The organism is Microbacterium sp. (assembly GCF_047602155.1).
Taxonomy (GTDB): Bacteria; Actinomycetota; Actinomycetes; order Actinomycetales; family Microbacteriaceae; genus Microbacterium.
This window is the reverse complement of sequence record NZ_JASGHZ010000001.1, coordinates 2681782-2700131: the sequence shown is the minus strand read 5'-3', so window position 1 is coordinate 2700131 and position 18350 is coordinate 2681782. Positions and strand designations below refer to the sequence as shown.

At 71.3% G+C, this 18350-nt stretch carries 13 protein-coding genes, 1 other RNA gene and 1 pseudogene; 8 read left to right on the top strand and 7 right to left on the bottom strand.

Going from position 1 to position 18350, the window contains the following annotated elements:
* Positions 1-22: 22 nt before the first annotated feature.
* Positions 23-637 (bottom strand): LPXTG cell wall anchor domain-containing protein, encoded by a 615-nt coding sequence (locus QM720_RS12230; RefSeq protein WP_415126903.1) that lies wholly within the window; start codon positions 635-637, stop codon positions 23-25.
* 176 nt (positions 638-813) lie between these two features.
* On the opposite strand from QM720_RS12230, the gene rnpB reads away from it, so the two are divergent.
* An RNA gene (gene rnpB, locus QM720_RS12225) (RNase P RNA component class A) lies at positions 814-1175 on the top strand.
* Between the two features lie 100 nt (positions 1176-1275).
* Here rnpB and ppgK read toward each other — a convergent pair.
* Positions 1276-2037 (bottom strand): polyphosphate--glucose phosphotransferase, encoded by a 762-nt coding sequence (ppgK, locus tag QM720_RS12220; RefSeq protein ID WP_415126901.1) that lies wholly within the window; start codon positions 2035-2037, stop codon positions 1276-1278.
* 71 nt (positions 2038-2108) lie between these two features.
* Between ppgK and QM720_RS12215 the strand changes: the two genes are divergently transcribed.
* The 4 genes from QM720_RS12215 (at position 2109) to yiaA (ending at position 7436) form a co-directional block, all read left to right on the top strand.
* Positions 2109-2321, top strand: coding sequence for an SPOR domain-containing protein (locus QM720_RS12215; protein ID WP_415126899.1), 213 nt, complete (start codon positions 2109-2111; stop codon positions 2319-2321).
* Positions 2321-3658, top strand: coding sequence for a type I glutamate--ammonia ligase (gene glnA / locus QM720_RS12210; RefSeq protein ID WP_415126897.1), 1338 nt, complete (start codon positions 2321-2323; stop codon positions 3656-3658). The genes QM720_RS12215 and glnA (QM720_RS12210) overlap by 1 nt, the downstream gene beginning before the upstream one ends.
* Positions 3659-3662: 4 nt before the next feature.
* The gene (locus tag QM720_RS12205; protein ID WP_415126895.1) at positions 3663-6674 is read left to right on the top strand and encodes a bifunctional [glutamine synthetase] adenylyltransferase/[glutamine synthetase]-adenylyl-L-tyrosine phosphorylase; all 3012 of its coding nucleotides are present in this window, start codon (positions 3663-3665) and stop codon (positions 6672-6674) included.
* Between the two features lie 282 nt (positions 6675-6956).
* Positions 6957-7436: an inner membrane protein YiaA gene (yiaA, locus tag QM720_RS12200; RefSeq protein ID WP_415126893.1), complete on the top strand. Its 480-nt coding sequence runs from the start codon at positions 6957-6959 to the stop codon at positions 7434-7436.
* Positions 7437-7507: 71 nt separating this feature from the next.
* Here the strand turns inward: yiaA and glnA (QM720_RS12195) are convergent, their stop codons facing one another.
* Positions 7508-8932: a type I glutamate--ammonia ligase gene (glnA, locus tag QM720_RS12195; RefSeq protein ID WP_415126891.1), complete on the bottom strand. Its 1425-nt coding sequence runs from the start codon at positions 8930-8932 to the stop codon at positions 7508-7510.
* A 128-nt stretch (positions 8933-9060) separates the two neighbouring features.
* Between glnA (QM720_RS12195) and QM720_RS12190 the strand changes: the two genes are divergently transcribed.
* Entirely contained in the window at positions 9061-9459 is a 399-nt protein-coding gene (locus QM720_RS12190) for an RDD family protein (RefSeq protein ID WP_415126889.1), read from the top strand.
* A 26-nt stretch (positions 9460-9485) separates the two neighbouring features.
* Here the strand turns inward: QM720_RS12190 and QM720_RS12185 are convergent, their stop codons facing one another.
* The gene (locus QM720_RS12185; RefSeq protein WP_415126887.1) at positions 9486-10196 is read right to left on the bottom strand and encodes a DUF4191 domain-containing protein; all 711 of its coding nucleotides are present in this window, start codon (positions 10194-10196) and stop codon (positions 9486-9488) included.
* A gap of 135 nt (positions 10197-10331) precedes the next feature.
* Here QM720_RS12185 and QM720_RS12180 point away from each other — a divergent pair, with 135 nt between their 5' ends.
* Positions 10332-11714: a hypothetical protein gene (locus QM720_RS12180; RefSeq protein ID WP_415126886.1), complete on the top strand. Its 1383-nt coding sequence runs from the start codon at positions 10332-10334 to the stop codon at positions 11712-11714.
* A gap of 9 nt (positions 11715-11723) precedes the next feature.
* Here the strand turns inward: QM720_RS12180 and sucB are convergent, their stop codons facing one another.
* The 3 genes and pseudogenes from sucB to QM720_RS12165 all read right to left on the bottom strand — a co-directional run bounded on the left by sucB (position 11724) and on the right by QM720_RS12165 (position 17280).
* The gene (gene sucB / locus QM720_RS12175) at positions 11724-13439 is read right to left on the bottom strand and encodes a 2-oxoglutarate dehydrogenase, E2 component, dihydrolipoamide succinyltransferase (protein ID WP_415126884.1); all 1716 of its coding nucleotides are present in this window, start codon (positions 13437-13439) and stop codon (positions 11724-11726) included.
* Positions 13440-14421: 982 nt separating this feature from the next.
* Positions 14422-15802 (bottom strand): annotated as a pseudogene (lpdA, locus tag QM720_RS12170) (dihydrolipoyl dehydrogenase).
* On the bottom strand, positions 15799-17280 hold the full coding sequence (locus QM720_RS12165) for a leucyl aminopeptidase (protein WP_415126882.1): 1482 nt from the start codon (positions 17278-17280) through the stop codon (positions 15799-15801). Before QM720_RS12165 ends, lpdA begins: the two are co-directional and overlap by 4 nt.
* A 125-nt stretch (positions 17281-17405) precedes the next feature.
* Here QM720_RS12165 and QM720_RS12160 point away from each other — a divergent pair, with 125 nt between their 5' ends.
* Positions 17406-18344 carry a proteasome assembly chaperone family protein gene (locus QM720_RS12160; RefSeq protein WP_415126880.1) on the top strand — a complete coding sequence of 313 codons (939 nt, stop codon included), beginning with the start codon at positions 17406-17408 and terminating at the stop codon, positions 18342-18344.
* Positions 18345-18350: the final 6 nt, after the last annotated feature.

Genomic DNA, 18350 nt, shown 5'->3' with positions numbered 1-18350 from the left:
ACCCTCGCAGCCGACGGTGTGACTAGACCCGACGGCGCCGGGCGACCAGCACCACGCCGGCCGCCAGCGCGGCCGCCGCGACGACACCGGCGCCGATGACGACCGCCGTGTCACCGCCGGTCGCCGGCAGCCCGGACGATGACGACGACGATGACGACGACGACGATGACGACGATGACGACACCGCGGCAGCGGTCCCGCCGCTCGTCGTGGTGCTCTCGGGGCTCACGCCCCCACCGCACTCCGGGTACGACAGCGGCACGGAGATCACCAGCGACGAGCCGACGTGGATCGCGGCGGTGATGCCGTCACCGTCGGCAACGCCCGCCGGCCAGGGCACGGAGCCTGACAGCGACGTGCCCTCGACGGTTCCCAGCGCAATCGTCTGGTCGACGCCGCCGGTGATGACCAGTTCCGCATCCCGCGTCGTGACGACGTTGTCGGGGTCGTCCAGCACGATCGTGTACCCGATCGTGCGGGTGTCGTCCACGCACTGCGCCGTCACACTGGAGCCCGCCAGCGACGGATCCTGCGGTTCGACCGGCGTGTATCCGTCGTCGGCGGCGTATGCCGTTCCCGCCGTTGCGGCCAACGCGGCAGCGAGCGCGATCGTCGCGCCCAGTGTTCTTGCACGCATCAGAGTTGTTGCACGCATCAGACCTCCCCAAGAGTCCGAAATCGGGCACCCCCGTGCCCATTTTTGCGGGCACCCCATATGCCCGTCCCCACAGCGTACGTTACCCCACCGGGAGCCGAGCGGCAATGCCACTGACCCGCGTGGCGCGGATCGGACGCGTAGACTCGACACGCGAATGGGTCGGCCGGACGGTCGCGTGGCGGGCATGCCCGCACCGAGGAACGTCCGGGCTCCACAGGGCAGGGCGGTGGGTAACACCCACCCGGAGCGATCCGCGAGACAGTGCCACAGAGAGCAGACCGCCCCCTCGGGGGTAAGGGTGAAAGGGTGGTGTAAGAGACCACCGGGGTCGTGGCGACACGACCCGCACGGCAAACCTCGCCCGGAGCAAGGTCAGACAGGGGATGACGACGCGGCCCGCCGAGTCCCCGGGTAGACCGCTGGAGCGGCACGGCAACGTGTCGCCGAGAGAGATGACCGTCGAAGGGTCCGCGCACGCGGCCCGGAACAGAACCCGGCGTACAGGCCGGCCCATTCGCCCCCGGCCGTCAGGAGACGGCCCGCGCCACGCAGCTCGCTGTCACGCGGCGGCCGGCGTTTTCGGGGCGCGGGGTTTCCCCGCGCAACGCAGCTCGCTCTCACGCGACAGCGAGCGCGGCAGCCCCGATGATCCCCGCGTTGTTGCGGTGCACGGCCGGCACGATGGGCGTGCGCAGCTCGAGCAGCGGAAGATACTGGTCGGCGCTCTTGGAGATCCCTCCGCCGACGATGAACAGGTCGGGGCTGAGCAGGAACTCGAGGTAGCTGTAGTACTCCTGCAGGCGGTGCGCCCACTTCTTCCAGCTGAGTTCCTCGCGCTCGACGACCGAGTACGCGGCCCAGGCCTCGAAGTCGGTGGAGCGGTTCGGCCGCGGGAGGTGGCCGAGCTCGGAATTGGGGATGAGCTGACCGTTGTGCAGCATCGCGCTGCCGATGCCGGTGCCGAGCGTCGTCAGCAGCACGAGTCCCTCGACGTTGCGCGCCGCGCCGAATCGCGCCTCGGCGACACCCGCGACGTCGGCGTCGTTGGCGAAGTGGATCTCGCGCCCCAGGCCCTGCTCGAAGAAGTGCTCGGCGTCGAACCCGATCCAGGTGTCGGCCACGTTCGCGGCCGACAACGTCTTGCCGTGCTTGACGATCGCCGGAAAGGCAACACCCAGGGGGATGTCGGCATCCGTCACCCCGAGGGTTGCCAGCACGACCCGTACGGCCGCCAGCACATCGTCGGGCTCGGCGCCGTGCGGCGTCGGCACCTTCACCCGTTCACTCAGCAGCCCTCCTGCTTCGAGATCCACGAGGGCACCCTTGATGCCGGTTCCGCCGATGTCCACTCCGACCGCACGGGTCACCTTCGTCGTCATGGGCACAGCCTATCCAGGTCTTGGTCCCGGATCGTTAGGATCGAGCCAGAACCCCACACGGAAGGACCGTCATGAGCTCCGGCGAAGACAAGTACTGGTACAACATCGACACCGGAGCCGTCGAACGCGGATTCCTGTCGCCGGCGCCGGATCGGCTCGGTCCGTTCGACACCCCGGAAGATGCCGCGCGCGCCCAGGAGGTCGTCGCCGAGCGCGCCCGCGCCTGGGCCGATGAAGACGAAGGCAGCTGGGGTCACGCCGCCGAGAAGAACTCGGACGCCTGATGGACAAGCAACGGGACTTCGTGCTGCGCACGATCGAAGAACGCGGCGTCAAGTTCGTCCGTCTGTGGTTCACCGATGTCATCGGCACGCTGAAGTCGGTCGCGATCGCGCCGGCCGAGGTCGAGGGCGCGTTCACGGAGGGGCTCGGCTTCGACGGCTCCGCGATCGAGGGGCTGACGCGCTCGTACGAGTCGGACCTGCTCGCCCATCCCGACCCGACGACGTTCCAGACCCTGCCCTGGCGCGGCGAGGTCGACCCGACGGCGCGGATGTTCTGCGACATCACGACCCCCGACGGCGAACCCGCGGTCGCCGACCCGCGCCACGTGCTCAAGCGCACCCTCGCCCGGGCGGCGGATGCCGGGTTCACCTTCTACACGCATCCCGAGATCGAGTTCTACCTGCTGAAGTCGTCGGCGTACGGCGCCAACGGCCCCGAGCCGGTCGATTCGGCGGGCTACTTCGACAACGTCCCCGGCGGCACGGCGCACGACTTCCGCCGCCGGAGCGTGCGGATGCTGGAAGACCTCGGCATCTCGGTCGAGTACAGCCACCACGAGGGCGGGCCCGGGCAGAACGAGATCGACCTGCGCTACGCCGACGCCCTCGCGACGGCCGACAACATCATGACGTTCCGCACGGTGATCAAGGAGGTGGCCATCGAGCAGGGCGTCTACGCGACGTTCATGCCGAAGCCGCTCGGTGGGCACCCCGGCAGCGGCATGCACACGCACATGTCGCTGTTCGAGGGCGACGTGAACGCCTTCTACGAAGAGGGCGCCCAGTACCAGTTGTCGAAGATCGGACGTCAGTTCATCGCCGGCCTGCTCACCCACGCCAACGAGATCGCGGCGGTGACGAACCAGTTCGTCAACTCCTACAAGCGGCTGTGGGGCGGCGGCGAGGCGCCGAGCTTCATCTGCTGGGGCCACAACAACCGTTCCGCGCTCGTGCGCGTGCCGATGTACAAGCCGAAGAAGGGCCAGTCCACGCGCGTCGAATACCGTGCGCTGGACTCGGCGGCGAACCCCTACCTGTCCTTCGCGCTCCTGCTGGCCGCGGGCCTGAAGGGGATCGAAGAGGGGTACGAGCTGCCGCCCGAGGCGGAGGACAACGTCTGGTCGCTCACCGACGCCGAGCGGCGCGCGCTGGGCTACGAGGCGCTGCCGGCGAGCCTGGATCACGCGCTCGAGCACATGGAGGAGTCGGAGCTCGTCGCCGAGACGCTCGGCGAGCAGGTGTTCAACTACGTCCTGCTCAACAAGCGCCGCGAGTGGCAGGAGTACCGCGCCCAGGTCACGCCCTTCGAGCTGAAGAGCAACCTCGAGATGCTCTGAGCCCATGTCGTCGAGCGAACGCGCAGCGGGGCGCACGCCACAGGCGCGCACGACGCTGGCCCGCGCCGGATTCGGCAGCCTCGGTGACGCCGACGGGCTGCTGACGGAGCTGTCCGAGACCCTCGCGCTCACGCGCGAGGAGATCCTCGACGGCGCCGATGCGGCCTCCGACCCCGATGCCGCACTGGCCGCGCTCGCCCGCGTCGCGCGGCGCGACCCCGCGGCGGTCGGCGCCGCGCTGCGGCGGGTCGGCCCGACGCTGTGGCGTCTCCTGGGGGCCTCCAGCGGGTTCGCCGACTTCTACCTGCGGCATCCCGAAGAGCTCGCCGAGGTGCCCCCGCGAGGCACCGGACTGCCCACGGCCGACGAGTTGCACGACGAACTGTGCGCCGCCGTGGGGATGGATGCCGAGGGCTTCGCCGCGACGGGCGACGAGAGCGGCTGGGTCGCCCTGCGCGTGCGCTATCGGCGCCTGCTGGCGCGCATCGCGGCGTTCGACCTCTCGGCGGACGATCCCGTGGAGGTGCTGCCCGCGGTCGCCGCGGCCCTCGCGGATGCCGCGGGCGCCGCGCTGGAGGCGTCGCTGTGCGTCGCGCGCACGCGGGTGTCCTCCGGCGGTGCCGGGGGACTGTTCCCGCGCGAGCAGGTGGCGCAGACCCGCCTCGCCATCATCGGCATGGGCAAGACCGGCGCCCGCGAGCTCAACTACGTCAGCGACGTCGACGTCATCTTCGTCGGCGGCGGCACCGACGAGCTGGTCGCGCAGCTGGGCGAGAGCCGGGTCATCGACATCGCGACGCGCCTGGCCGTGCAGACGATGCGCGGCATCTCCGGCATCGAGATCGAGCCGCCGCTGTGGGAGGTCGACGCCAATCTCCGCCCGGAGGGCAAGCAGGGCGCGCTCGTGCGCAGCCTCGACTCGCACCTGTCGTACTACGACCGGTGGGCGAAGAGCTGGGAGTTCCAGGCGCTGCTGAAGGCCAGACCCCTCGCCGGCGATCGTATGCTCGGCGAGGAATACGTCGCCGCCGTCCAGCCGAAGGTGTGGACGAGCGCGGCCCGCGAGAACTTCGTCGACAGCGTGCAGCGCATGCGCGAGCGCGTCACCGAGCACATTCCGGCCGCCGACGTGCCGTACCAGTTGAAGCTCGGGCCCGGCGGCATCCGTGATATCGAGTTCACCGTGCAGCTGCTGCAGCTCGTGCACGGGCTGACCGACGACCAGATCCGCCAGCGCGGCACCCTCGACGCGCTCGACGCGCTCGTGCGGGCGGGCTACATCGGGCGCGGCGAGGCCACGACCTTCGCCCGCGATTACCGCATGCTACGGGTGCTGGAGCACCGCATGCAGCTGCGTGATCTGCGCCGCACGCATCTCATGCCGCAGACCGAGGAGGGGCTGCGGGTGCTCGCGCGCGCGTCGCGCCTCGCCGACAGCGGCACGGCGGTGTGGGAGCTGTGGGAGGGCATCAAGCGCGAGGTCCGCGAGATCCACGTGCGGCTGTTCTACCGGCCGCTGCTGTCGGCCGTGGCGGCCCTGCCCGCCGAGGAGCATCAGCTCTCCGCCGCACAGGCGCACGACCGGCTCGCCGCGATCGGGTTCCGCGACCCGGCCGGCGCCCTGCGCCACATCGGCGCCCTGACCGGCGGTCTCAGCCGCAAGGCGAGCATCCAGCGGCACCTCATGCCCGTCATGATCCGCTGGTTCGCCGACGGCGTCGACCCCGACTACGGGCTGCTGGCGTTCCGCCGGGTCAGCGAGCGGCTCGGTGACACCCCGTGGTTCCAGCGGATGCTGCGCGACTCGTCGGGCGCGGCCGAGCGGCTCACCCGCGTGCTGTCGGGCTCGCGCTATGTCGGCGAGCTGATGGAGTGGATCCCCGAGTCGGTCGCCTGGCTCGACGCGGAGGAGCAGCTGCGCCCGCGCACGGGGGTCGCGCTGCAGGAAGAGGCCCGGGCGATCCAGACGCGGCACGAGACCGTGGGCGACGCGATGCGATCCGTGCGGGCCCTGCGTCGCCGCGAGCTGCTGCGCCTCGCGCTGGGCGCGATTCTCGGCACCCTGACGATCGACGAGCTCGCGCTGGGCCTGACCTCGGTGAGCGAGGTGACGATCCAGGCGACGCTGCGCGCCGTGCGCCGCGAGGTGGTCGCTGCGGACGAGGAGTCGTTCCGGTTCGCGGTGATCGCGATGGGGCGGTTCGGGGGAGCCGAGCTCGGGTTCGGGTCGGATGCCGACATCCTGTACGTCTACGACGCGGGCGATGTCGACCCCCAGCGCGCGCACGAGCTGGCGTTGAAGCTGGTGGCCGGCATCCGCACGCACTCGGAGGACCACCGGGTGCCGTTCGAACTCGACGCCGACCTGCGCCCCGAGGGCCGCAACGGTCCGCTCGTGCGGTCGCTGGAGTCGTACGCGGAGTACTACCGACGCTGGTCGCTGTCGTGGGAGGCGCAGGCGCTGCTGCGCGCGCGCGGCGTCGCGGGCAGCGTGACCCTCATCCGCAGATTCATGGAACTGGCCGACGACGTGCGCTACCCGGCCCAGGTAGCGCTGCAGGATCTGCGCGAGATCAAGCGGATCAAGGCGCGCGTCGAGAGCGAGCGGCTGCCGCAGGGCATCGACCGTTCGCGCCACCTCAAGCTCGGCCCGGGCGGCCTCAGCGACCTCGAGTGGCTCGTGCAGCTGCTGCAGCACGCGCACGCACGCGCCGTGCCGGCGCTGCAGACGACCTCCACGCTCGACGCGCTGGAGGCCGCGCGCGAGGCCGGGTTCGTGCCGGATGCCGCCGCCGAGCGTCTCACCGCGGCCTGGCGCCTGGCGAGCCGGCTGCGGTCGGCGAACACGCTGCTGTCGGGGCAGACCAGCGACGTGCTGCCGACCGACCGCGGCAAGCTCGACGGCATCGGGCGGCTGCTGGAGTATCCGCCCCGCTCGGCGACGCTCGTCGAGGAGGAGTGGCTGCGCACCGCCCGCCGTGCCCGCAGCGCGTTCGAGAAGCTGTTCTACGGCTGACCGCCGGCATCCGCTCCGCCCCACCTCGTGAGTGCACACCCGCACCTCGTGAGCGAAAACAGGAGAAGACGCCGGTACAGGACAGGTTGACGTCAACACGTCCTGTTCTGGGTGAATCTCCTGTTTTCGAGGGATGCGGCGCGCAACATCCCGGCGCCGTGCGACTCGGCGCCACGCGTCAGCGTTGTGCATGAACGACAAGGAATATTTCCATCGATAGCATGACTCCAACAGACCCAGGAGCGGATCCACCGGAGCCTGGCGGCAGCGAGGAGAGTTCTCATGTACGAGCCCGAAGCCCAGCGTGATCAGTTCGGCAAGCCCACCCCCGCCTTCGTCGGCGCCGCCTGGGTGGCGCTCGCCCTCGCGGTCGTCGTCTACTTCGTGAGCCTGTGGCGCGCCGAGATGGATCCCTTCGAGAAGGGGTTCTTCCTTGGCGCCTTCTTCTTCGGCCTCGTCAGCGCGGTCGGTCTGCAGAAGTCCGTGCGCGACCGCCACGAGGGCGTCCCCGTCACGACGATCTACCTCGGCGTGTCCTGGCTCGGGCTCGGCATCAGCATCGCGATGCTCGCCTGGGGTCTGTGGAACAGCCCGCTCCTGCCGAGCGAGAACGGCCTGTACGGCATGACCTTCGCGATGGCGGTGTTCGCGACGGTCGTCGTACAGAAGAACGTGCGCGACTCGCTCGCCTTCAAGGCGCGCCATCCCGAGCTCTACGGCGCCGACGCGATCGAGGCGCGCCGACAGACCGCCGAGGCCTGACCCGCCAGCACACAAGAGCTCCCCTTCGCATCCGAGAGGACGCGGAGGGGAGCTCTTTGGCGTGCGCGGAACTACACCCCGAAGTACAGCTCGTACTCGAACGGGTGCGGGCGGGCGTTGAGCGGGGTGATCTCGTTCTCGATCTTGTACTCGATCCAGGTCTCGATCAGCTCCGGCGTGAACACGCCACCCGCGAGCAGGAATTCGTGGTCGGCGCGCAGCGCCTCCAGCGAGTCGAGCAGCGAGTTCGGCACCTGCGGGATGTTCTTGGCCTCCTCCGGGGGGAGCTCGTAGAGATCCTTGTCGACCGGCTCGTGCGGCTCGATGCGGTTCTTGATGCCGTCCAGGCCCGCCATCATCTGCGCCGCGAAGGCGAGGTAGGGGTTGCCCGAGGCATCCGGCGCGCGGAACTCGATGCGCTTGGCCTTCGGGTTCGAGCCGGTGATCGGGATGCGGATGGCCGCCGAGCGGTTGCCTGCCGAGTAGACCAGGTTGACCGGAGCCTCGTAGCCCTTGACCAGGCGCTTGTAGGAGTTCAGCGTCGGGTTGGTGAAGGCGAGCACCGCCGGGGCGTGGGCGAGGAGGCCGCCGATGTACCAGCGGGCGAGGTCGGACAGACCGCCGTAGCCCTTCTCGTCGTAGAACAGCGGCTTGCCGTCGAGCCACAGCGACTGGTGGGTGTGCATGCCCGAGCCGTTGTCGCCGAACAGCGGCTTGGGCATGAAGGTCGCGACCTTGCCCCACTCTTCGGCCACGTTCTTGACGATGTACTTGAACTTGAGGATGTCGTCGGCCGCGTGCACCATCGTGTCGAAGCGGTAGTTGATCTCCTGCTGGCCACCCGTGCCGACCTCGTGGTGCGCACGCTCGAGGATGAGCCCCGATTCGATGAGCTTGAGCGAGATGTCGTCGCGCAGGTCGGCCGTCTTGTCGACCGGCGAGACAGGGAAGTACCCGCCCTTGTACGGGGTCTTGTTCGCGAGGTTGCCACCCTCCTCGGCGCGGCCGGTGTTCCAGGCGCCCTCTTCGGAGTCGACGCTGTAGAACGAGGCGTTCTGCTTGACCTCGTAGCGCACGTCGTCGAAGATGTAGAACTCCGCCTCCGGCGCGAAGAACGCGGTGTCGGCGATGCCGGTGGAGGCGAGGTACTTCTCGGCCTTCTTGGCGACCTGACGCGGGTCCTTGGCGTAGATCTCACCGTTGCGCGGGTTGTAGATGTCGAAGAGCATGATGAGCGTCTTCGCCTCACGGAACGGGTCGAGGTATGCCGTCGACACGTCCGGGATCAGCTGCATGTCGGACTCGTGGATGTTCGCGAAGCCGCGGATCGACGAGCCGTCGAACAGCTGGCCGACCGTGAAGAACTCCTCGTCGACGGTCGAGGCGGGGATGTTGAAGTGCTGCTGCACACCAGGGAGGTCCGTGAAACGGATGTCGAGGAACTTGACGTCCTCGTCCTTGATGAACTTCAGCACCTCGGATGAATCTTTGAACATGGAGTCTCCAAGATCGGGTGCGGAACGCGCCTGATGACGTCAGGCTCGGGTTGACGCTATCGGGAGCCGGTTGCCCTGCCGTAAACCCGTGTTTCGGGGATGTTACGGCCCGGTAGGCTGAGGCGGTGATGGCGTCCGTTCCCGACAATACCTACCCCGGCGAACGTCTGGGCGTGCCTGCGACCGGCCGCGGGAGCATCGCTCGCCCGGGCAGGCGCATCGCGGCGCTCGCGGTCGACTGGGCCGCCGCGGTGATCATCTCGATCGCCTTCTTCGCCTACGACTCGTTCGCGACGCTCGCGATCTTCGCCGCGGTGCAGATCGTGTTCATCCCGACGGCGGGCGGCAGCCCCGGCCATCGGCTCGTCGGCCTGCGCCTGCAGTTGCTTCACGGTGGCTGGGCGGGGCTGTGGCGCCCCGTCGTGCGCACGGCGCTGCTCGTGCTGGTGATTCCGGCCGTGATCTGGGATGCCGATCAGCGCGGACTGCACGACAAGGCCGCCGGTACCGTCCTCGTTCGCGCCTGACCGGATGCCGGCACGCGTGCGCCGGCCTACCGGGGTCGCGGCGCGCGGGCTCTCATCGGGTCGATGCCCTTCGGGATCGGCAGCGACGTCAGCGACTGCGACACCGAATCGACGCGCTTGACGACGGCCGCCATGGTGGCGGCATCCACCGTGCGCGGGAACGCCTTCACGGTCGACGTGAGCTTCGAGATCGGCACGTCGCCCTCGCCGTGCCCGATGTAGAGCACGTTGATCGGCACGCCGGAGGCCACGCGCTGCACCTTCATCTTCTCGTCGTTGACGAGGCGCGTGAGCCGCCCGCGGGCGCCCTCGCCGACGATCACGACGCCGCCGCGGCCGATGACGCGGTAGACGGCATCCTGCGTCTTGGGGTTCACGCCCACCGGCATGTCCGAGGCGACCCAGTGGCGTCCGAGCCCGGTCGACAGCACGTGACCGGCCGCACCGGGCATGCCGTCGAGCTTGATGTACATCGCCTTCGACGACAGGCGCGTAAGCAGCAGCATCGCCATCAGGATGCCGAACATCAGGCCGAAGACGCTCCAGAGGATGACACTCCAGATCTGGAACGGCGGGATCAGCAGGCCGGGCAGCACGCCGACGGCGATGCCCCCCAGGATGACCGCGATGAGCACCCACGGCAGCCACGCGAACTCGGCGTGCGTGAAGGTGTACAGAGAGCGGATCTGCCGGAAGAGATTGGGGCGCTTGTCGGGCGCCGTGCTGCGGGATGACATGCCCTCCAGCCTACCGGGGCGCGCGCCCGGCGTCCGCTCTGCACGACCTCCTGCACAGGAGACCAATCTCGGGATCTCTCCACAGATCGTCCGATTCGGCCTACGGAGCCCCCGCGGCGGGAGCACACTCGGGGGATGGATGCCCCGGCCCTGCTCGACCCGCCGCCCCTCTTGCGTCGCCTGCGCGCCGACGAAGCGCCCTACCCGGGGGTGCTGCGCGCCGGCGAGCCGCCGCGCGTGTGGGTGGATGCCGGCACCGTCCCGGTCGAGGTGTGGCGGGCGGCGGCCGACGGGCACCTCCTGGCTCCGCTCGACCTCGCGCGGGTTCCGGGAGGGCACGCGGCACTCGTGCCGCACTGTCCGCAGCGCCTCGGCGCCTGCGTCGCCGAGGCCGCCATCGGCCCGGGTGAGGCCGTCACACTCGCGGTCAGCATCCTGCGCGGAGCGTGCGAGGCGCGCACCCAGGGTCTGTCGTGCGGGTCGTGGTGGTGCGACGACTCCGGGCGTCCCGTGCTGGCCGCCGGCGGACAGTCGCCGTGGGATGCCGAGGCGGCCGACCTGCTCACGACGCTCGAGCGCGCCGCGGGTCCGCGGCTGGCCGACGCACTGGCGCGGGTGCGCGACCTCGTGCTGCAGGAGCGGGTCGCCCGTGCCGATGCCGACGCGTGCGAAGACGCCCTGTTCGCGGCGCACGAGCCGGCGCCGCTCGGCCCGCCCGGCATCCGCGGCCCGCACGGCGCGCTCGCTTCGTGGCTCGACCGGGAACCTGTGCCGCGACGGGTGGACACTCTGCCCGCCGGGGCATCCGCACGCGTGCGCCTCCGAGACGACAAGCCGGATGCCGCATCGCGAAGCATCGGCGCCTGGGTCGGACGATTCGCCGATCACGACCTCGGCGCCCGTACCGCGGCTGCGGTCGGCGCCGTGCGCGGGATGCTGGCCGCGCCGCCCCGGCGGGATCGCCGACGGCAGGCAGCGCGCAGGAGCGAACCGGCGACCGGGGGAGACCCGGCCGGCGGCGAGCGGCCGCGGCGCCGCCGTCTGCCGCTGGTCGTCGCGGCGGCCGCTGCCGCCACCGTGCTCGCGCTGGGCGCGTGGTGGCCTGACGACGCGCCCGACGCGGTCGCCGTATCGTCTCAGGCCCCCACGTCGGCCCCCGCCCCGTCCGAATCGGCGTCGCCGGGTGAGGCTCCTGACGCCACGCCGGTGGACGCCGGTGCGGGTGGCCCCGATGCCTCGACGACCGATGTCCACGCCGTACTCGACGCCCTGACGGCATGCGCCCGCGCGGCCGCGGTATCGTGTCCCGGCGTCATGGAGGACGCTGCGGCGCCGCTGCCGACCGGCGCGGCGGGAGCGACGGATGCCGAGCGCGAGCTCGCCCTGCTCGACGAGTACGGCGGCGTCGCGGTGTACCGCGTCGCCGCGGCCGGCTATCCGACGCAGGCGCTCGTGCTCGTCAGCGCAAACGGATCATGGCTGATCCGCGACGTCTACGACCTCGCCGATCAGCCATGATCTGTGCTGTCAGATGCCCAGGTTCCCCGTGAACTCCGCCGCCTCGAGGCGCGCCTTGACGGCACCGAGGAAGCGGGCCGCGTCGGCACCGTCGACGATGCGGTGGTCGTACGACAGCGCGAGATACACGTACGAGCGCACCGAGATCGCGTCCTTGCCGTCGACGGTCACGACGCCCGGCTCCTTGACGACGGCGCCCGTGCCGAGAATCGCCGACTGCGGCAGGAACACGACGGGCGTGTCGAACAGCGCGCCGCGCGAGCCGGTGTTGGTCACCGTGAAGGTGCCGCCGGCCAGCTCGTCGGGCTTGAGCTTGTTGTCGCGGGTGCGGGCGGCGAGGTCGGCGATCTCTCCGGAGATCTGCGCCAGGTTCTTCGAGGCCGCGTCGCGCAGCACCGGCGTGAGAAGCCCCCGCTCGGTATCGACGGCGATGGCGATGTTCTCGGTGGCCGGGTAGACGATGTCGGTGCCGTCGACCGTCGCGTTGATCACGGGGTACGTCTGCAGCGCCTCGGCGGCCGCGAGGACGAAGAACGGCAGGAACGAGAGCTTCCCGCCGGTCTTGGCGACGAAGTCGGCCTGCACGGCCGTGCGCAGGCCCGCAACCTTCGTCACGTCGACCTTCACGACCGTCGTCAGCTGGGCCGTCTGCTGCATCGACGCGACGGCGCGCTCGGCGAGCACCTTGCGCAGGCGCGAGAACGGCTGCGTCGTGCCGCGCAGGGGCGAGACCTCCGCGGGTGCGGCGGCAGGCGCCGCGGCCGGCGCGGCGGCCGGCGCGGCGGCGGCGCTCTTGGCGGCCTCGGCGGCCTTGAGCACGTCCTCCTTGCGGATGCGACCACCCACGCCGGTGCCGGCGACCGACGCGAGGTCGACGCCCTGCTGCTGCGCGAGGCGGCGCACGAGCGGCGTGACATAGGTGGTGACGTCGTCGTCGGCGGATGCCACGAAGGTCGGCGCGGCCGGCACCGCGGCTGCGGCCGGAGCCTCTGCGGGAGCGGCGGCGGCGGGAGCCGGAGCCTCGGCGGGGGCCGGAGCCTCGGCGGGGGCCGGAGCCGCGGCGGCGGGAGCGGCCTCAGGAGCCGGCGCAGCCGGTGCGGCGGGAGCCTCCGCGGGCGCCGGGGCGCCCGAGCCGATCCGCGCCAGCGTCGCTCCGACGGCGACGGTCTCGTCCTCGGACACGAGGATCTCCTGCAGCGTTCCGGCGACGGGCGAGGGGATCTCGGTGTCGACCTTGTCGGTCGAGATCTCCAGCAGCGGCTCGTCGACCGCGACCGCATCGCCGACCTGCTTGAGCCAGCGCGTGACGGTGCCCTCGGTCACACTCTCGCCGAGTTCGGGGAGCACGACGTCCTGCGCATCGGCCGACGCCGCAGGTGCGGCCGGGGCAGCCGGCTCGGCCGCCGCGGGAGCCGGCGCCTCTGCGGCGGGCTCGGGGGCAGCCGGGGCTGCAGGAGCAGCATCCTCGGCGGGCGCCGCGGCACCGGAGCCATCGCCGATCTTCGCCAGGACGGCGCCGACCTCGACGGTCTCGTCTTCCTGCACGAGGATCTCCTCGATGACGCCGCTGACCGGCGAGGGGATCTCGGTGTCGACCTTGTCGGTCGAGATCTCGAGCAGGCCCTCGTCGGCCTGGATCGTGTCACCGACCTTCTTGAGCCAACGGGTGACCGTTCCCTCGGTGACGCTCTCACCGAGCGCGGGGAGGACCACGGATGTGCTCATGACTGTCTCTCCTTCAAGAAGTGCGATGTCCGCTTTCTACCTTAGGGGTTTCGCCGAGAGGTGGAGGTGTGGCGGTGGCGTGGCACGGGCACGAGGCCTGTCACGCACGGACGCGTGAAGATCTCGTGCGTCAACCGGAGCCCTCGTGTCCGCCGACCCATCATCGATCATTGCGCCGATCTGGATCCCGTTCGAAGCGACGATCCCGCTCGTCGTGGACGCGCATCCTCTCGCGTGTCGCCCCCCGACGGATCGTGTCCGACACGCTCGTGCACGTGCACGTGCACTGCGCCGCGCGCGAGAAGACCGCCGACAGCGCCCGCTCGGCGACTCCGCCCCGGCCCGCCGACTCCGCCCCGGCCCGCCGACTCGCCGACCCGTCAGCTCGCCGACCCGCCGGCCCACCGACTCGCCGGCCCACCGACTCCGCACCGGCGCGACCCACCGGCCCGCCGACTCGCCGACCCGCCGGCCCGCCGGCCCACCGGTGAGTTTCGGACGCTTGAAGCGTCCAAAACTCCCCTGAACGCTGTTTCGGACGCTTGAAGCGTCCGAAACTCGGCGAGGTGGCTGCGGTCGCGGCGCGCGCTTCGGTCGCGGTCGCGGCGCGCGAGAAGACCGCCGACAGCACCCGCTCGGCGACTCCGCCCCGGCCCGCCGACTCGCCGGCCCGTCGGCCCGCCGGCCCGTCGGCTCGTCGGTGAGTTTCGGACGCTTGAAGCGTCCAAAACTCCCCTGAACGCTGTTTCGGACGCTTGAAGCGTCCGAATCTCGGCGAGGTGGCTGCGGTCGCTTCGGGCGCGGCGTGCGCTTCGTGCGCTTCGGGCGCGGCGGGCGCTTCGGGCGCGGCGTGCGCGGCGGTCGCGGTCGCGGCGCGAGCGGCGCGCGCTGCGGTCGCGGCATGCTGCGGGTGGCGCGCACCGCCTATCGGGGGAGCTTCGGGGTTTCGCGCGTCGGCGGAAGCCGGTCATTGCGGCATCGGTCACAACGCGTGCAGCGGCTTGCCCGCGAGCGCGAGGAACGCCTCGCCGAGCGCCTCGCTCTGCGTCGGGTGGCCGTGCAGGAACGGCGCGATGTCTTCGGGATGCGCCTCCCAGCCGACCGCGAGCTGCCCCTCGGTGATGAGCTCTCCGACGCGGTCGCCGGCCAGGTGCACGCCGACGACGGGGCCGTCGGCGACCCGCACGACTTTCACGATGCCCGACGTGCCGAGGATCTCGCTGCGGCCGTTGCCGGCGAGGTTGTACTCGTAGGTCGCGACGGCATCTCCGTGCGCCTCGCGCGCCTGCGCCTCGGTCAGCCCCACCGAGGCGACCTCGGGGTGCGAGTAGGTGATGCGCGGGATCGTGTGCTCGGGGACGGCGACGGGGTTCAGCCCCGCGATCTCCTCCGCCACGAAGATGCCCTGCTGGAACCCGCGGTGCGCCAGTTGCAGCCCGGGCACGATGTCGCCGGCCGCCCACACGTGCGCCGCGGTGGTGCGCAGGCGCTCGTCGACGACGACGAACCCGCGGTCGAGCGTCACGCCGGCTTCCTCGTAGCCGAGTCCCTGCGTCGCGGGCCCGCGGCCGACGGCGACGAGCAGGTGGTCGGCCGCCAGTTCGGTGCCGTCTTCGAGCGACACCGTGACGCCGGCATCCGTCTGCGCGACCGACGCGAAGCGCACGCCGAGCCGGAACGCGATGCCGCGCTTGCGGAACGCCCGCTCGAGCGCCTTGCTGAGTGCCACGTCCTCATTGGGGACGAGGTGCTCGAAGCGCCTCGACGATCGTCACGTCGGCGCCCAGCGACCGCCACGCGCTCGCGAACTCGACGCCGATGACCCCGCCGCCGAGGACGACCACGGATGCCGGGATCTCGCCGAGCTCCAGCGCCTGCTCGCTGCCGATGACGCGGCCGCCGAGCTCCAGACCGGGCAGGGTGCGCGTGTACGACCCCGTCGCCAGGACGACGTCGGTGCCCCGGTACAGGTCGTCGCCGACCGCGACGGCGGGGCCGTCGGCATCCACCACGAGGCGTCCGGAACCCGCGACGACGGTGATCCCGCGCGCCCTGACGAGCCCTTCGAGGCCTGTGAACTTCTTGGCGACGATGCCCTCGCGAAACGACCGCAGGGCGGCGGCGTCGACCCCGTTCAACGACGCCGCGACGCCGACGGATGCCGCCTCGCGCACCTGGTCGGCGACCTCAGCCGCGTGCAGCAGTGCTTTGGTGGGGATGCAGCCGCGGTGCAGGCACGTACCGCCGAGCCGGTCCTGCTCGACGATCACGACCGAGCGGCCGAGTCCCGCCGCGCGCAGGCCCGCCGCGTAGCCGGCGGAGCCGCCGCCGAGAACAACCAGGTCGCTCGTGTGGACGGTCATCGTGCATCTCCTTCGAGGAATGCCAGCAGCGACCGGACGGTCGTCGCGGTCGGACCCTTGTCGGTCGCCCCGGCGGCGGTCTTCGCCGTGCCGCTGCCGGCGATGTCGAGGTGCACCCACGGGATGCGGGCGGCATCCGGCTCGTCCGAGACGCGTCCGACGAATCTGCGCAGGAACAGCCCCGCGAACAGCGCGCCGCCGTGCGGGTCGCCGATCTTCGCGTTCTGCAGGTCGGCGATCTGCGAGTCGAGCTCTTCCTCCATGTGCTGCGGCAGCGGCATGGGCCAGGCGAGCTCGTCGGTACGGTCGGCGGCGGCCAGGTAGGCGGCCACGGCGTCGTCGTCGCCGAACACGCCGGTGTGGCGCGTGCCGAGGGCCACCGCGATCGCGCCGGTGAGAGTCGCCACGTCGACGATCGCGTCGGGATGCAGGCGACTGGCGGCGACGAGCCCGTCGGCCAGCACCAGGCGCCCCTCCGCGTCGGTGTTGAGCACCTCGACGGTCGTGCCGTCGAGCATCCGCAGCACGTCGCCCGGGCGGGTCGCGCGACCCGACGGCATGTTGTCGGCGATGCAGAGCCAGCCCGTGACGCGCACCGGCAGGCCGAGGGTCGCTGCGGCGCGCACGACGGCGAGCACCGTCGCGGCACCGCACATGTCGTATTTCATCCCGACCATGCTCGCCGGCGGCTTCAGCGACAGGCCGCCGGTGTCGAAGGTGATCCCCTTGCCCACGAGCGCGATGTGACGCTCGGCTCCGGCGGGGGAATAGTCGAGCCGGACGAGGCGCGGCGGCCGGTCGGAGCCCTGACCGACGCCGAGGATGCCGCCGTACCCCTCCGCGGCGAGCTGCTTCTCGTCGAGCACGTCGACCTCGACGGCGAGACCCTCGACGGCGGCGACCGACGCGTCGGCGACCTCTTGCGGGCCGAGCCACTCGGCCGGCGTGTGCACGAGATCCTTCACGAGCGCGGCCGCCGCGCCGACGGCGCGCGCCCGCGCCGCGACGGCGTCGTCGACAGCGACGGGGGAGTGCACGACGACGTGCGTGGCGCGCGCGGGCGCCGGCGCCGACTTGTACCCGTCGAAGCGATAGCCGCCCAGCACGGCGCCCTCGGCGACCGGCGTCCACTGGTCGGCGCCCGCGGCGGGCGCGGCGATCGCGAGGGTGGCGAAGCCGGTGGTCGTGCGCACGGCGGCGCCGACGACGTCGCGGAGGGTCCCGGCATCCGCCGCTCGTCCCGTGCCGACGACGATCAGCGGCTTCTCGGTCGCCTCGGGGGCGTACGCGCGCACCGACGCCCCGGCCGCACCGGTGAACCCGATGGCCGTGAGGGCGGCGCGCAGCCCCGGCCAGTTTTCGAGGATGCCGTCGGCACCGGAGCCGGGATCATCCAGGGCGGGCAGTGCCAGGATCAGCGCGTCGGCCTCCGCTTCGCGCAACGGGACCGTGGAGTGCGACAGCTCGGGAAACGCCATGACCTCCATCCTAGGTTTGCCCGTGCGATCGGCGTCCCGCATCGCCGCCAGCGGCGCCTCGTGCCGCCTGTTCGCTGTGAGCGCGATGCCGCCCCGCTGTCCCGCCCGGCTCGTACAGTGGAGTCATGCCCTTCAGCGGTCCCCTCTACGAGCGCGTCGCCTCCGCGCCTCCGGTCCCGTCCGGTCTGCCGCTCGTGATCGTGCTGACCGGGTTCACCGACGCCGGGGGAGCCGTCTCGCAGATGATCGAGCTGTTCCGCGACGACCTCGATCCGGCGCCGATCGTGGCGTTCTCGTCGGACGTGCTGCTGGACTATCGCGCGCGCCGCCCGCTCATCACCTTCGACGCCGACCACCTCGCCGACTACCGGCCGGCGCGGCTCGAGCTCTCGCTGGCCCACGACGCGCTGGGGCAGCCGTTCGTGCTGCTGGCGGGGTACGAGCCCGACTTCGCCTGGGAGGCGTTCAGCGAGACGGTCGTGGGCCTGGCCGAGGGGCTGCAGGTGTCGACCGTCACGTGGGTGCACGCGATCCCCATGCCGGTGCCGCACACCCGCCCGATCGGCGCGACGGTCAGCGGCACGCGCGCCGACCTCACGAAGGCGCACTCGGTGTGGCAGCCGCACACGCAGGTGCCGTCGACGGTCGGTCACCTGCTGGAGTACCGGTTCGCCCAGAGCGGTGCGTCGGTGGCCGGCTTCGTCCTGCTGGTGCCGCACTATCTCGCCGACACCGACTTCCCGGCGGCGCTGCTGGCGGGCCTGGACAGCCTGTCGGTCGCGACCGGGCTCGTCTTCGACGGTGACGCCGTGCGCGAGGAGAACCGCGAGTACCTCGCGAAGGTCGAGGAGCAGGTCTCGGGCAACGACGAGCTCACCGCCATGCTGCGCACCCTGGAGGAGCGCTACGACTCCTACATGGCGGGATCGACCCTCGCTCAGCCGATCATCCACACGGGCGATCTGCCGAGCGCCGACGAGCTGGCCGCCGAACTGGAGCGCTTCCTCGCCGACCGTCGGCCCGGTGATGACAAACGCGGCGACGACCTGCGCGGCCGCCGCTGACGGAAT

Bases quoted from the DNA above. Each gene is read 5' to 3' on its own strand.
- QM720_RS12230 (WP_415126903.1), bottom strand. From the start codon at position 637: ATGCGTGCAAGAACACTGGGCGCGACGATCGCGCTCGCTGCCGCGTTG.
- ppgK (WP_415126901.1), bottom strand. From the start codon at position 2,037: ATGACGACGAAGGTGACCCGTGCGGTCGGAGTGGACATCGGCGGAACC.
- QM720_RS12215 (WP_415126899.1), top strand. From the start codon at position 2,109: ATGAGCTCCGGCGAAGACAAGTACTGGTACAACATCGACACCGGAGCC.
- glnA (WP_415126897.1), top strand. From the start codon at position 2,321: ATGGACAAGCAACGGGACTTCGTGCTGCGCACGATCGAAGAACGCGGC.
- QM720_RS12205 (WP_415126895.1), top strand. From the start codon at position 3,663: ATGTCGTCGAGCGAACGCGCAGCGGGGCGCACGCCACAGGCGCGCACG.
- yiaA (WP_415126893.1), top strand. From the start codon at position 6,957: ATGTACGAGCCCGAAGCCCAGCGTGATCAGTTCGGCAAGCCCACCCCC.
- glnA (WP_415126891.1), bottom strand. From the start codon at position 8,932: ATGTTCAAAGATTCATCCGAGGTGCTGAAGTTCATCAAGGACGAGGAC.
- QM720_RS12190 (WP_415126889.1), top strand. From the start codon at position 9,061: ATGGCGTCCGTTCCCGACAATACCTACCCCGGCGAACGTCTGGGCGTG.
- QM720_RS12185 (WP_415126887.1), bottom strand. From the start codon at position 10,196: ATGTCATCCCGCAGCACGGCGCCCGACAAGCGCCCCAATCTCTTCCGG.
- QM720_RS12180 (WP_415126886.1), top strand. From the start codon at position 10,332: ATGGATGCCCCGGCCCTGCTCGACCCGCCGCCCCTCTTGCGTCGCCTG.
- sucB (WP_415126884.1), bottom strand. From the start codon at position 13,439: ATGAGCACATCCGTGGTCCTCCCCGCGCTCGGTGAGAGCGTCACCGAG.
- QM720_RS12165 (WP_415126882.1), bottom strand. From the start codon at position 17,280: ATGGCGTTTCCCGAGCTGTCGCACTCCACGGTCCCGTTGCGCGAAGCG.
- QM720_RS12160 (WP_415126880.1), top strand. From the start codon at position 17,406: ATGCCCTTCAGCGGTCCCCTCTACGAGCGCGTCGCCTCCGCGCCTCCG.